At 65.0% G+C, this 13,240-nt stretch carries 13 protein-coding genes; 7 read left to right on the top strand and 6 right to left on the bottom strand.

Annotated elements, in window-relative coordinates:
• The first annotated feature begins 154 nt into the window (after window positions 1-154).
• Complete coding sequence (locus SIL87_RS03650; RefSeq protein WP_319612856.1) at window positions 155-1,519, top strand: purine-cytosine permease family protein; 1,365 nt, start codon at window positions 155-157, stop codon at window positions 1,517-1,519.
• A gap of 10 nt (window positions 1,520-1,529) precedes the next feature.
• Here SIL87_RS03650 and SIL87_RS03645 read toward each other — a convergent pair whose 3' ends face one another.
• The 3 genes from SIL87_RS03645 to ilvC form a co-directional block, all read right to left on the bottom strand.
• A complete protein-coding gene (locus SIL87_RS03645) occupies window positions 1,530-2,147 on the bottom strand; it encodes a DedA family protein (RefSeq protein WP_319612855.1) in 618 nt (205 codons plus the stop codon).
• Window positions 2,144-3,076 carry a cysteine synthase A gene (cysK, locus tag SIL87_RS03640; protein ID WP_319612854.1) on the bottom strand — a complete coding sequence of 311 codons (933 nt, stop codon included), beginning with the start codon at window positions 3,074-3,076 and terminating at the stop codon, window positions 2,144-2,146. Before cysK ends, SIL87_RS03645 begins: the two co-directional genes overlap by 4 nt.
• 81 nt (window positions 3,077-3,157) lie before the next feature.
• Window positions 3,158-4,177, bottom strand: coding sequence for a ketol-acid reductoisomerase (gene ilvC / locus SIL87_RS03635; RefSeq protein WP_319612853.1), 1,020 nt, complete (start codon window positions 4,175-4,177; stop codon window positions 3,158-3,160).
• A 169-nt stretch (window positions 4,178-4,346) separates the two neighbouring features.
• Between ilvC and cueR the strand changes: the two genes are divergently transcribed.
• Window positions 4,347-4,772 carry a Cu(I)-responsive transcriptional regulator gene (gene cueR / locus SIL87_RS03630; protein ID WP_319612852.1) on the top strand — a complete coding sequence of 142 codons (426 nt, stop codon included), beginning with the start codon at window positions 4,347-4,349 and terminating at the stop codon, window positions 4,770-4,772.
• Here the strand turns inward: cueR and SIL87_RS03625 are convergent.
• The 3 genes from SIL87_RS03625 to SIL87_RS03615 form a co-directional block, all read right to left on the bottom strand.
• Window positions 4,745-6,946 (bottom strand): Orn/Lys/Arg family decarboxylase, encoded by a 2,202-nt coding sequence (locus SIL87_RS03625; RefSeq protein ID WP_319612851.1) that lies wholly within the window; start codon window positions 6,944-6,946, stop codon window positions 4,745-4,747. The two genes, cueR and SIL87_RS03625, sit on opposite strands and share 28 nt — an antisense overlap.
• A 267-nt stretch (window positions 6,947-7,213) precedes the next feature.
• Window positions 7,214-8,617, bottom strand: coding sequence for a sensor histidine kinase (locus tag SIL87_RS03620; protein WP_319612850.1), 1,404 nt, complete (start codon window positions 8,615-8,617; stop codon window positions 7,214-7,216).
• A 13-nt stretch (window positions 8,618-8,630) separates the two neighbouring features.
• Complete coding sequence (locus SIL87_RS03615; protein WP_319612849.1) at window positions 8,631-9,560, bottom strand: patatin-like phospholipase family protein; 930 nt, start codon at window positions 9,558-9,560, stop codon at window positions 8,631-8,633.
• A 202-nt stretch (window positions 9,561-9,762) separates the two neighbouring features.
• Here SIL87_RS03615 and rpmH point away from each other — a divergent pair, with 202 nt between their 5' ends.
• From rpmH to yihA, 5 genes are all read left to right on the top strand, one after another.
• Window positions 9,763-9,897, top strand: coding sequence for a 50S ribosomal protein L34 (gene rpmH / locus SIL87_RS03610; RefSeq protein WP_211845547.1), 135 nt, complete (start codon window positions 9,763-9,765; stop codon window positions 9,895-9,897).
• Between the two features lie 65 nt (window positions 9,898-9,962).
• Window positions 9,963-10,334, top strand: a complete 372-nt coding sequence (rnpA, locus tag SIL87_RS03605) for a ribonuclease P protein component (protein WP_319612848.1) — start codon at window positions 9,963-9,965, stop codon at window positions 10,332-10,334.
• A complete protein-coding gene (gene yidD / locus SIL87_RS03600; RefSeq protein ID WP_319612847.1) occupies window positions 10,331-10,588 on the top strand; it encodes a membrane protein insertion efficiency factor YidD in 258 nt (85 codons plus the stop codon). The genes rnpA and yidD overlap by 4 nt, the downstream gene beginning before the upstream one ends.
• On the top strand, window positions 10,581-12,371 hold the full coding sequence (yidC, locus tag SIL87_RS03595; protein ID WP_319612846.1) for a membrane protein insertase YidC: 1,791 nt from the start codon (window positions 10,581-10,583) through the stop codon (window positions 12,369-12,371). Before yidD ends, yidC begins: the two co-directional genes overlap by 8 nt.
• A gap of 8 nt (window positions 12,372-12,379) precedes the next feature.
• Complete coding sequence (gene yihA / locus SIL87_RS03590; RefSeq protein WP_319615897.1) at window positions 12,380-13,039, top strand: ribosome biogenesis GTP-binding protein YihA/YsxC; 660 nt, start codon at window positions 12,380-12,382, stop codon at window positions 13,037-13,039.
• The last annotated feature ends 201 nt before the right edge of the window (window positions 13,040-13,240 follow it).

Raw genomic sequence — 13,240 nt, 5'->3', positions numbered from 1 at the left:
GCAATTTCCGGGCAGGGACTGGCGCTGGTTTAACCATTTTGTCATGATCGGGGGCCGATTCCGCCGCGCGGGCTGCAGATTGGCAGGCACGATTTTTGCTTTGGACTTTCTGGATTTTTATCGCGCTCCCGTACCCTCGTCGCAAGGATCAATCATGGCAGATACCGCACCCCTGACCGTCGAATCCAAGGGCATCATGCCGGTGACCGCTGCGGAATCGCATGGCCGGCCACGCGCGTTGTTCGGGTTGTGGATGGCGGCCAATGTGGAATTCGCGACGATTACCACCGGGGCGCTCGCGACCGGGGTGTTCGGGCTTTCCGCCACCGATGCGATCAGCGCGATCGTGCTCGGGAATATCATCGGGGCCGTGTTGCTCGCCGCGTTTTCGACCTTCGGGGTGGAATACGGGCTGCCGCAGATGATCCAGGGCGCGGCGTGGTTCGGGCGGAAGGGCAACAAGCTGCCGTCGTTTCTGAATTTTTTCGGCGGGTTCTCGTGGTTCGGGGTCAATACCATCATCGGCGGTTACGCGCTCCAATACATGCTGCATACGCCGCTGATCCCCGATATTCTGGTGCTCTGCGTCGTGCAGGTGGCGATTGCGGTGATCGGCCATGATCTGATCCATGCCGCCGAGAAGTATTTTTTCTACCTGCTGGTCGCGATCTTCGTGGTGCTGAGCGTGATCGCCGCCACCCATATTGGCCATCTGCCGGCGGCACAGCCCAAATTGCTGAAAAACGTCGGCGGGACTTCAGGGGCGTTCATTCTCACGCTTTCGGTCGTGGTTGCTTATGTGCTGGGCTGGATTCCCTATTCATCGGATTATACCCGCTATCTGAAGCATCAGGGCGAGATCGGCGCGACCAAGCGGGCGGTGTTCGTCAATGCGTTTGCCGGTACGCTGATCTCGTGCATCTGGATGGAAGTGCTCGGCGCGATCATCGGCGCGACGGTGGCGCTGAGCAAACCATCCGACCTGTTCACCAGCTGGATGCCGGGGTGGTTTCATGCGCCGCTGATCATTGCCATCGTGATCGGGACGATCAGCGCCAATATCCTGAATATCTATTCGGCGACGCTGTCTTCGCTCGCCCTCGGGGTGCGGTTGCGGCAGTGGCAGGCGGCATTGGTGTGCGGGGCGATCGGGACGGTGATCTCGGTGCTCGCGGCAACCAATTTCATCAAGAATTATCAGGATTTCCTGTTCTTTCTCGGCTATTGGACCGCGCCCTGGATTGCGGTGACGCTGATCGGTCATTTCGGGCGGCGTCATTCGCGGCTCAATGCGGTCAGCGCCGGGTTTCTGGCCTGGATCATCGGGATTGCGGCGAGCGTGCCGTTTTTCAACCAGTATCCGCTGTTCGTGGGCGCGTTCGCGGCGACCCATCCCGGGTATGGCGATATTTCGTTCGCGGTTTCCGCCGTGGTCGCCTCGATCGCTTATCTGGCATTGAGCACATCGGACCAGACCGCCGCGCGCTTCACCACGCCGCAGGAGGCGATGCGCGTGTGAATAGCGCGGCTCAGCGCGCCGGGCGGCGGCGCCAGAGCCGGAGCGCGTACCAGGCGGCGAAGGCCGCGAGCACCGCAACGGTTGCCAGGGTGAAGATGTGCATGACGCTGTGCAGCTGCGGGTTGGTCTCCCAGGCGCGGCCGAGACGCAGGCCGACATAGGCGAGGGCGAGGCACCAGGGAAGCGAGCCGACGAAGGTGTAGATTTCGAATTTCCAGATATTCATCCGCGCGACCCCGGCGGGCAGGGCGATGTAGGTGCGGATGACCGGGAGCATCCGGCTGATCAGCACGGTGAGGCTGCCGTAGCGGGCGAAGAAGGTTTCGACGCGGGCAAGCTCAGTCTGGTCGAGCAGGATGTAGCGGCCGAACCGGTCGACCAGAGGCCGCCCGCCCGCATAGCCGACGGCATAGGCGAGGGTGGAGCCGATGTTGCAGCCGATCGCGCCGACGATGGCGACGATCCAGAGATCGAAGCGTCCGGTCGAGACCAGATATCCCGCGAAGGGCAGGATCACTTCGGAGGGGATCGGGATGCAGGCCGATTCGAGCGCCATCAGCACCGCAACCCCGGCGTAGCCGAGCGATGAGATGGTCGCGATGACGAGGTGAGCGAGGGCTGCGATCAATCGGTCAATCCGGCGAAGAGCGGGGTGGAGAGGTACCGCTCGCCGTAGGAGGCCATGATCGCGACGATCAGCTTGCCTTCGCTGTCGGGCCGCTTCGCGATCTCGATCGCGGCCCAGAGGGCGGCGCCGGAGGAGATGCCGACCATCAGCCCTTCCTCGCGCGCGGCGCGGCGTGCGGTTTCGTAGGCGTTGTCGTTGCTGACGCGGATGATCTCGTCATAGATTTCGGTATCGAGGATTTCCGGCACGAAACCGGCACCGAGGCCCTGAAGTCCGTGCGATCCCGGCGCGCCGCCGGAGAGCACCGGCGAGGCTTCGGGTTCGACCGCGATGCAGCGGAAGCCGGGCTTGCGGGATTTGAGCACTGTGCCGATCCCGGTGATCGTGCCGCCGGTGCCGACGCCGGCGACCAGGATATCGGCGGTGCCATCGGTATCGCGCCAGATTTCCTCGGCGGTGGTGCGCTTGTGGATCGCGGGGTTGGCGGAATTGGTGAATTGCTGGGGCATGAAATATTGCGGCCCGGACGCGACGATGGCCTCGGCCTTGCGGATCGAACCGGAAATGCCCTCCGATCCGGGGGTCAGCACCAATTCGGCGCCGTAGCCGCGCAGCACCGCCCGTCGTTCCCGGCTCACCGAATCCGGCATCACGATGATGCAGCCATAGCCGCGGGCGGCACACACCATGGCCAGCGCGATGCCGGTATTGCCGGAGGTCGGCTCGACGATCACGCTGTCCTGGTCGATCAGGCCTTCACGTTCGGCGGCATCGATCATCGCGACGCCGATGCGGTCCTTGACCGAATTGGCCGGGTTGAAGAATTCGAGCTTCGCCACGATCTGGCCCGGCAGGTTGGCTGCGAGCCGGTTGATCCGCACCAGCGGCGTGTTGCCGACCAGTTCGGTCGCGTCCCTGGCAATCCTCATCGATTGTCCCTCCGGAGCGGAAAGTAAGCGGTCCTTTTTTGCAAAAAAGGACCGGCAGACTTTTGGTCGAACGGCGTAGACTCAGTTTTTGGCCTTATCGACCAGCGCGCCCTGCTTGATCCAGGGCATCATCGCGCGCAGCTTTTCGCCGACCTGCTCGATCGGGTGGGCGGCGTTGGCACGGCGCATCGATTTGAAGTTGGTCTGGTTGACCCGGTTTTCGAGCATCCAGTCGCGGGTGAAGCGGCCTTTCTGGATATCGTCGAGCACGCGCTTCATTTCGGCCTTGGTCTCGGCGGTGACCATGCGCGGGCCGGTGACGTATTCGCCGTATTCGGCGGTGTTGCTGATCGAGTAGTTCATGTTGGCGATGCCGCCTTCATAGATCAGGTCGACGATCAGCTTCACTTCGTGCAGACACTCGAAATAGGCCATCTCCGGCGCGTAGCCGGCCTCGACCAGGGTTTCGAACCCGGCCTTGATCAGTTCGACCAGACCGCCGCACAGCACCGCCTGCTCGCCGAACAGGTCGGTCTCGCATTCCTCGCGGAAGCTGGTTTCGATGATGCCGGCACGGCCGCCGCCGATGGCGCTGGCGTAGGAGAGCGCGATGTCGAGCGCGTTGCCCGAAGGGTCCTGCGCCACCGCGACGAGGCAGGGCACGCCGCCGCCGCGCAGATATTCCGAGCGCACCGTGTGACCGGGGCCTTTTGGTGCGATCATGAACACGTCGATGTCCGCGCGCGGCTCGATCAGGTTGAAATGGATGTTCAGACCGTGGGCGAAGGCGATCGCCGCACCCGGCTTGAGGTTTTTGGCGAGGCTGTCGCGATAGAGGTCGCCCTGGCCTTCGTCCGGCGTGAGGATCATGACGACGTCGGCCCATTTCGCGGCTTCGTCGGGGGTCATGACCTTCAGGCCGGCGGCCTCGGCCTTGGCGATCGCCGACGATCCCGGACGCAGCGCCACCGCGAGTTCCTTGAGTCCCGACTCCTTGAGGTTGAGCGCATGGGCGTGGCCCTGGCTGCCGTAGCCGACGATCGCGACCTTCCTGGCCTTGATCAGATTAACATCGGCATCGCTGTCGTAATAAACCCGCATGTTCGGTCTCCCTTGGGCGTCGATCTGTGATGGGCGATCGCATGAGCGAAATCCGGCGGTTTTGCAACCGGGTCCGGGCAATTGTGAGCCATGCGGAGTGCGGGAGACGGAACAATGTTGCGTTGCGATGGCGGTTGTCAGCCCGCTGCGGCAGGCATAATCTGTGGCGATGGGTGCGCATATCACGATCAGCGAAGCGTCGGCCCGCAGCGGCGTGTCGGCGAAGATGATCCGGCATTACGAGCAGATCGGCCTGATCGATCCGCCGGTGCGCGGCGAGAACAATTACCGGTTCTACGACCCGCGCCTGATCCACGAACTCGGCTTTATTCACCGCAGCCGGGATCTCGGCTTTTCGATCGCCGATATCCGGGCGCTGCTCTCGCTGTGGCGCGACCGCAAGCGCCCCTCCGCCGAGGTCAAGGCCATCGCCCTCGCCCATATCGCGGAACTCGATGAAAAAGCCGCCGCTTTGCAGGCGATGAGCCGCCAGCTGCGCCACCTCGCCGCCAACTGCCACGGCGACGACAAGCCCGATTGCCCGATCCTCGATAATCTCGCCGCCGTTCAGTCCAGCGTGCAGTCGAGGAAGTAATCCCCCGCCTCGTCCTTGCGGACGCCGTGGATGTCGGTCTCGAAGCCCGGAAACTTGCGGTCCCATGCCGATGCGAAGCGGAGATATTCGACGATCAGCGGTGAGGAGACCCGCTCGCCCGGCACGATCAGCGCAATTCCCGGCGGGTAGGGCACCACCATCCGCGCCAGCACCCGGCCCTGCAACTGATCGAGCGGGACCAGTTCGATCCGCCCGCCGGCGAGTTCGGCATGGGCCTGCTGCGGCGTCATCGCCTGCTCGGGCAGAGTCTCGAACATCGCGTTCTGGATCGCGAGGACATCGCCCTCACGGTAGGCGCGGTGCTGGGCTTCGCACAGGTCACGCAGGCCCATCCGCTCGTAGGCGCGGGATTCGCGGACCAGTTCGGGCATGACATCCGCGAGCGGGGTATTGGCCTGATAATGCGCGCGGAACGCCAGCAGTTCCGTCACCAGATTGCTCCATTTGCCGCGCGAGACGCCCAGGGTGAACAGGATCAGGAAATGATAGGTTCCGATCTTTTCGACCACGATGCCGCGCGACCACAGGAATTTCGCCACGATCGGCGCGGGAATGCCCTCATCGTCGCCCCGATCGGGGCTGAGACCGGGGCAGAGACCCGGGCACAGAATAGTCACCTTCATGGGGTCGAGCAGGGAAAACCCGGCGGTGACATCGGTGAAGCCGTGCCACGCATCGCCCGGCTTCAGCACCCAGTCGGCCTGGTCCAGCCCGGCGCCCTCGGGCTCCCAGAGCCGGAACCACCACTCTCCCCGGTCCGCGAAACTCGCGCCCAGCGCCGCGATGCTGCGCCGGAACGCCGCCGCCTCGCGCAGGGTTTCATCGACCAGGGTGCGCCCCGCTGCACCCCGCATCATCCGCGCCGCGACATCGCACGAGGCGATGATGCCATACCAGGGCGAGGTGCTCGAATGCATCATGAACGCCTCGTTGAAGCGCTCGGGATCGAGTTTATGCACCGTCCCTTCCCGCAGATGCACCATCGAGGCCTGCGAGAACGCGGCGAGCACCTTGTGGGTCGACTGGGTCGAGAAGACCAGCGGTTCGACCGGCCCCGCCCCGCCGCTCATGGCATAGAAACCGCGATAGAATTCGTGGAAATGCGCCTGCGCCAGCCACGCCTCGTCGAAATGGATCGCATCCGCCACCGGAGCGAGCGCCTGCTTCACCGCGTCGGCATTGATGCACAGGCCATCATAGGTCGAGTTGGTGATCGTCGCGATCCGCACCCGCCCGCCCGCCTGCGCGGCGACATCGGCGGCATCGAACTGCGCGCTGGATATCGGGCCGATGATGCCGTAGGCGTTGCGGCTCGGCCGCAGATAGATCGGCCGCGCCCCGGTCATGATCAGGGCATGGACCAGCGATTTATGGCAGTTGCGGTCGACCAGCACCGCATCGCCCGGCCCGACCAGCCCGCTCCAGACGATTTTATTGGCGCTCGACGTGCCGTTGGTGACGAAAAAGGTGGAATCCGCGCCGAAACTCTGCGCCGCCTCGCGTTCGGCCTCGCGCACCGGCCCGGCATGATCGAGCAGCGATCCCAGCTCCGGCACCGAGACCGACAAATCCGCCCGCAGGGCGGTTTCGCCGAAAAACCGGTGGAACGCCTGCCCCACCGGCGAGCGCATGAACGCAACCCCGCCACCATGACCGGGCGTGTGCCAGGAATACTTCGCCGCATCGGTATACCGCGCCAACGCCTTGAAGAACGGCGGCAACATCGCATCGAGATACCGATGGATCGCACTCGACACATACCCGGCCATGAACGCCGGACTGTCCTCATGCAGGTATAGATACCCGTCGATCCGCTCCATCAGTTCGACCGGCGGATCATCCGGCATCCGGCGCTCGCCATACAGAAATACCGGCAGATCCGGCGCACGCGCCAAAGCCAGCGCCACAATCCGGTCCAGCGCCGCAATCAACGCCTCACGGTCGGCAAACCCGTCGATCGAAACCAGCACCGCCGAGAGACCGGTATAAAGCACCCTCCCCGCCTGAGCGTCCTCCACCGTCAATCCCGCCAGAACCGCATGACCCCGCGCCTCGAACGACGCTACCAACGCCCGGATCACCCGCCCCGCCGCACTCTCGGCCCCATAATCGTCATCGACCACCGCAATCGGATAATCCCGCATCTCACGCATCACGACGCGCTCCCGGGTTCGGTGATTTCGAGGTGGGACGGCAAGGCCAGGGGGCGCTGCCCCCTGGACCCCCGCCAAAGGCGGAGCCTTTGGAATCCACTAGTTTAAGGCGAGAGGAGGGCTGTCCAGGCGAGATCGACGGAACCACCGGGGCCGCGCCCTCCTCTCGCCTTAAACTCAAGGGTTCTAAGGGCCGCGCCCTTAGCGGGGTCGAGGGGCAGAGCCCCTCGCCTTCTCTTCCCCACTCCGACATCACCGAACGCGGGATCATGTGATGTCCTGGGGGATGGTGATGCGGAACAGGGTGCCGCGGACGCTGGTGGCGACGAGGTCGAGTTCGCCGCCGTGGGCGCGCACGAGGTCGCGGGCGATGGCGAGGCCGAGGCCGGTGCCGCCGCGCCGGGCGGAGCCGGTGAAGGGGCGGAACAGGTTGGCGTGGGCTTGTTCGGGCAGGCCGGGGCCGTTGTCCTCGATATCGATGGTGGTGGTTCCTTCGGCGCAGGCGGCGCGGACGGTGATGAGGCTGGCACCGGCTTCGGCGGCATTACGCATCAGGTTGAACAGGGCGCGGAACATCTGGGTCCGGTCGAGCGGGATGGCGAGGCCCGGCGTGACCACGGTTTCGATTCGCAGGGTTTCGGACTGGGTGCTGAGCTGGTCGGCGACTTCGGTGATGAGGTCCGCGAGGGGGAAGGCCGCGCGCAGGACGGGGGGCGGGCCTTCGCGGGCGAAGCTGAGGGTGCGGGTGACGAGGTCGGTCGCGCGTTCGACGGCGGTGACCAGTGTGGTGGCGGCGCGGCGGGTTGCGGGATCTTCGCTGCCGGAGAGCCGGTCCGCGACCAGGAGGGCGGAGGAGAGGATGTTGCGCAGATCATGGCTGATTTTGGCGACGGCGGTGCCGAGGGCGGCGAGGCGGGCGTTGCGCCAGAGGGCGGCGCGCAGTTCGGTTTGCATGGTTGCGAGTTCGCTGGCGGCGAGGGCGATTTCATCGTCGCGGGCGCGTTTGCGGCGCGGAAGGGCGAGGGGTGCGGCGTGTTCGGGGTCGGCGCGGAAGGTGGTGATGCTTTCGGTGAGGCGGCGGATCGGCAGGACCAGGATACGGTCGAGAGCGAGGTAGATCATCAGGCCGGTGAGCAAAGCGACGGCGAGCGAGAGTGCGGCGATGTGTTCGACGTAGCGGCGCAGGTGGTCGGCGAGGGTGGGGTTGTGGACCACAATCTGCACGATCACGCCGCGTTGCAGGGGGCTGGGCGAGGTGACCAGGATATCGTCGGGTTCCATGCCGAGCAGGACCGCGACGGCCCGGAGCATGGAGCCGATCAGGGTTTCGTGGGCGATGTTGATATGGCCTTCGGCCCGGACGATGCCGCGCGGGGGCAGAACGAGGATGCTGCGGCCGCCTTCGACCAGGCGGATCGCTTCGGTGCCCGACAGGCGCAGCAATTCGTTGCGGGTCGAGAGATCGACCACGCCGTGCGGGGCGGTGGACACGGTGAGGGCGGCGAGGTGGGCTTCGGTGACGCGGTTGGTGAGCCATGCCATGCGCTCACGCCCGAGGCTGGGCAGCAGGATCATGACTTCGACGATGAGGGTGACCGCGACGGTAAGCCAGAGCAGCCGGGCGGACAGGCTCTGGCGGACCCGGCGCGGGCGCTGGTTCGGCGCGGGCATCACGTGGCGGATGTCATGCCGCGCTCGGGCGGCGCGTGGCGGCGCGCCCGGCGGCGAACAGACGGTCGAGAAAGGCGCGGTCGGTATTGGCGCGGGATTCCGGGGGGAGGCCGGCGAGGGCGTCATCGGCGGGGTATTCGATGAAATCGAGGCTGGCGGGCAGCATGGCGCATTCCGCGTCGATCGCGGTCTGGAAGGCGATTTCCTGGACGCGGTTGAGAATGTCGTTCTGTTGGGCGGGCACGCCGGCGCGCAGGCGGCTTTGGGCGCGGATCAGGACGAGGCGGGCGGGATCGAGGGCGAGCAGCGGCGCGAGGGGTGGGTTACCGGAATACGCGCCGTCCCAGTAGGCGATACCGTCGATCGTGACGGGGGGGAACAGCATGGGCAGGCAGGAGGAGGCGAGCAGGGCATCGACCGTGATGTCGCGATTGGGGAAAATCCGGGGACGGCCTGATTCGACGGCGGTTGCGGCGATGAACAGGCGGGGGGCGCGCCGGTCGGAGAGGGCGGCGGGGTCGAGCAGGTCTTCGAGGATCGGGCGCAACGGGTTGTGGCCGAGCGGGTTGAGCGCGCCGGCGCCGAACAGGTTGACCATGGCCGACATGCCCTGCATGGCGAGGGAGTTGCCGAAGGTGCGGCCGATTTCGAATCCGGGCATCCAGCGGTCGAAATGGCCGGTGAGCGGGGCGAACATGTTGGTGGCGACCAAGCGGTCCCAGAACTGGGCCATGGCGGCGCGGGCACCCTCGGCCCCGGCGCGGACCTCGCCCTGCACTGCCATCGCGGCAAGGATCGCGCCGGAGGAGACGCCGCAGACCGCATCGTAGCGGAAACCATCGGCGAGCAGGGCATCGAGCACGCCCCAGGCGTAGGCGCCGTGCGATCCGCCGCCCTGGAGGGCCAGCACGGTGCCTGCGTGACCTGATGGCGTTGTCGTCATGATCCTAGTGTGCGTGGCGGGCGGGGATTCGGCAAGGCGGGGCCGGCGCGCGGTTGACCCGTTCCGGTTTCATTGACGCGGGCGGCGTGTGATGCTTAAGACACCGCGAGACGCAGGCTGCTCCTCCCGGAACGCGGCCGCGTGTCTGTTGTCGTAATATTCATGACGCATCGTCATACCCGGAATTGTTGGAGCAGAGATCGTGAAGCGCACCTATCAGCCATCCAAACTCGTTCGCAAGCGCCGCCATGGTTTCCGCTCGCGGATGGAAACCGTCGGCGGCCGCAAGGTGATCGCCAACCGTCGCGCCAAGGGCCGCAAGCGCCTTTCGGCCTGATCGTCGTTCGCCACTGGCACCCTGTTCGGTGGCCTGTTTTTCACCATCGGGTTCCATACTGACCCATGCCGCGCGCGAAACCTGAAACCCTGCCGAAACGTGCCGATTTCCTGCGCGCCGCCGCGCGGGGGCGCAAATCGGCGCGTCCGGGGTTCGTGGTTCAATTGCTCGCGACCGCGCCGGATGCGCCGGTGCGGCTCGGCCTGACCGCGAGCCGCAAGGTGGGTAATGCGGCTCACCGCAATCGCGCCCGCCGCCGGCTTCGGGCCGCGGCGCGGCTGGAACTCGCGGCGCGCGAGATTGCGGGTGTCGATATCGTGATGATCGCGCGCAAGGATAGCGGCAGCGTGGATTTCGTGCGGTTGCGCGCCGAGCTCGGTGATATTCTCGACCGCCATGCCGAAATGCGGGCGGCACCACGGGATGGTGCGCCATGAACCCGCAGACCCGGGCGTTGCGCGGCGCGGTGCGCGCCTATCAACTGATCGCTTCGCCGGTGCTCGGCGGGCAATGCCGGTTCTATCCCTCATGCAGTGCCTATGCGATGGAGGCGCTGGCGGTTCACGGCGCGGCGCGCGGCAGTCTGCTCGCGGCGAAGCGGGTGTTCCGCTGCCATCCGTGGCATCCCGGCGGCATCGATCCGGTGCCTCCAGCCGACCCTCAACAGGACGAAATGACGCTTCATGGATAATCGCCGGCTGCTGTTCGCAATCTCGATCTCGTTGGCGATCCTGGTGATCTTTCAGGTGGTGGGCGGCTATTTTCTGCCCAAGCCGCCGCCGAAGCCGCTGGTGCAGCATGCCCAGACCTCGGCCCAGAGTTCGGCCCAGAGTTCGGCGGCAACTGCCGCGAATGTCGCGGCACCGGGAGCGCCCGCTGCGGTGACCACGGTTGCGGCGGCGGCAGCGCCGCGCCTGAAAATCGATGCACCGGCGATCAGGGGGTCGATGAGCCTGCTCGGCGCGCGGCTCGATGACCTGGTTTTGACCAGCTATCACCAGACCGTGTCGAAGACCTCGCCGCTGGTGCAGCTTCTGTCGCGCCCGACCGGCAAAAAATCCTATTACGTCCAGTTCGGCTGGGATGCCGCTCCCGGCTCAAGCCTTGCCGTGCCGGGACCGCAGACTCTCTGGAAAAGTTCGGGCGGGGCGCTCTCGCCCAACCATCCGGTCACGCTGACGTGGAATAACGGCGCGGGCGTGACCTACGAACTGCTCCTCGCGGTCGATACCGAATACATGATCACGGTGCAGCAGCGGGTGGTTAATGACGGGAAGGCACCGATCGCGGTGTTTCCATGGTCGCGGATCCGGCGGGATTATCTGCCGGCGGTCGAAGGTTCGTTCACCCTGCACAAGGGGCCGATCGGCGTGTTCAAGGGCACGCTGCACGAGATGGATTACGACGGGGTGAAATCGGGCGGCAAGCACCCCGAGGCCGGGCGCGCGCCGGGCACCGCGTTCGAGGCGACCAATCTGGGCGGGTGGGCCGGGATTACCGGCAAATACTGGCTGACCGCGCTGATCCCGAGCCAGGGCACCGAAATGACCGGCGCCTATCGGTATCTCGCCCGGCCCGGTCATCCGGATCATGGCGCGTGGCAGGTCGATTACATGACGGCGAAGCCGATCGACGCTGCCCCCGGCGCGGCGGCGGAGACCACGCTGCACGTGTTCGCCGGGGCCAAGGTGCTGCATATTCTCAACGGCTATGAGCGGAAATATCACATTCCGTTGTTCGAGCGGGCGATCGATTTCGGGTGGTTCTTCTTCCTGACCAAGCCGATTTTCATTGCGCTCGACTATCTGGCCTCGATTTTCGGCAACATGGGTGTCGCGATCATCGTGTTCACCGTCATGCTGAAGCTGGTGCTGTTTCCGCTGGTCGCGAAATCCTACCGCTCGATGGGGCGGATGCGCGCGGTGGCCCCGAAGGTCGCGGCGCTGCGCGAGCGGCTGAAGGACGATACGGTCCAGCAGCAGAAGGAGATCATGGCGCTCTACAAGTCCGAGGGCGTCAACCCGGCGGCGGGCTGCCTGCCGATGCTGCCGCAGATTCCGATTTTCTTTTCGCTCTACAAGGTGATTTTCATATCGATCGGGATGCGGCATGCGCCGTTCGTGTTGTGGATTCACGACCTCTCGGCGGAAGATCCCACCAATATCTTCAACCTGTTCGGGCTGCTGCCGTTCCATCCGAGCCGGTTTTCGCCGTTCCTGCATCTTGGCGTGCTGCCGATCATCATGGGGCTCACGATGTGGGGCCAGCAGAAGATGAACCCGCCGCCGCCGGACCCGACCCAGGCGAAGATGATGCAGTTCATGCCGGTGATCTTCACCTTCATGCTGGGCCGGTTCGCCGCGGGGCTGGTGCTGTATTATTGCGTCAACAACAGCCTGACGATTTTGCAGCAATGGCTGATCATGCGCAGCACCAACACCAGACCGCGCCGCCCCGCCGATGCGAAGGCCTGAGCATCACCATGCCCGATGTCGCCCCGCCCGACCCTGCGATTACCGATGCCGAGGCGCTCGAAGCCGGGCGGCTGCTGTTCGCGCAGAACACCCAGTTCGTTCACGCTGCCCAGACGGTCGAAGGGCTGCTTGAGGCACGCGGCATCGAGGTTGCTCTCGCGGGGCGTTCCAACGTCGGTAAATCGACGCTGATCAACGCGATCACCGGCCATGTGGCCCTTGCGCGTGTCGCCCAGGCGCCGGGGCGGACCCGGCAGCTCAATTTTTTCCAGGTTGGCGAGGGTCGTCTTTCGATCGTAGATATGCCGGGCTATGGCTATGCCGAGGCGCCCAAGGCGGTGAAGCGGGACTGGCAGGGGCTGATGTTCCGCTATCTGCGCGGCCGGCCCAACCTGCGCCGGGTCTTGCTGCTGATGGATGCCCGGATCGAGGACAAGCCGGCGGATCACACGATCATGGGCATTCTCGACAAGGCGGCGGTGGCGTTTCAGATCGTGCTGACCAAGGCCGACAAGATGAAGCCCGAACTACTGGCGCGCAAGCATGAGGCGATCCTTGCGATTGCGCGCAAGCATCCGGCGGCGCTCAATGATGTCATCGTGACATCGAGCGAAACCGGGCTGGGGATTGCCGAATTGCGGGCGTCGATCGCCGCGCTGGTGGTTTGACGCCGGGCAGGTAAGGACTTATTTTTTTTGTAAAAAAAGAAACAAAAAAACTCTTGCTCGTTTGGTTCGTACTCGTGAACACGCCCCTGCCCCAGATCAAAAAAATTTTTTGCTTCTTTTTTACAAAAAAGAAGCGCTTCCTTCCCCCATTCCCACCACACTTGACCTCAAGCGCCGCCCGCCATAGACGGCCCCGAACCT

The sequence above is a fragment of the Acidiphilium acidophilum genome (genome assembly GCF_033842475.1).
GTDB classification, from domain to species: domain Bacteria; phylum Pseudomonadota; class Alphaproteobacteria; order Acetobacterales; family Acetobacteraceae; genus Acidiphilium; species Acidiphilium acidophilum.
Note: the sequence above shows the minus strand (reverse complement) of the source record. Positions and strands in the feature narration are given on the sequence as shown.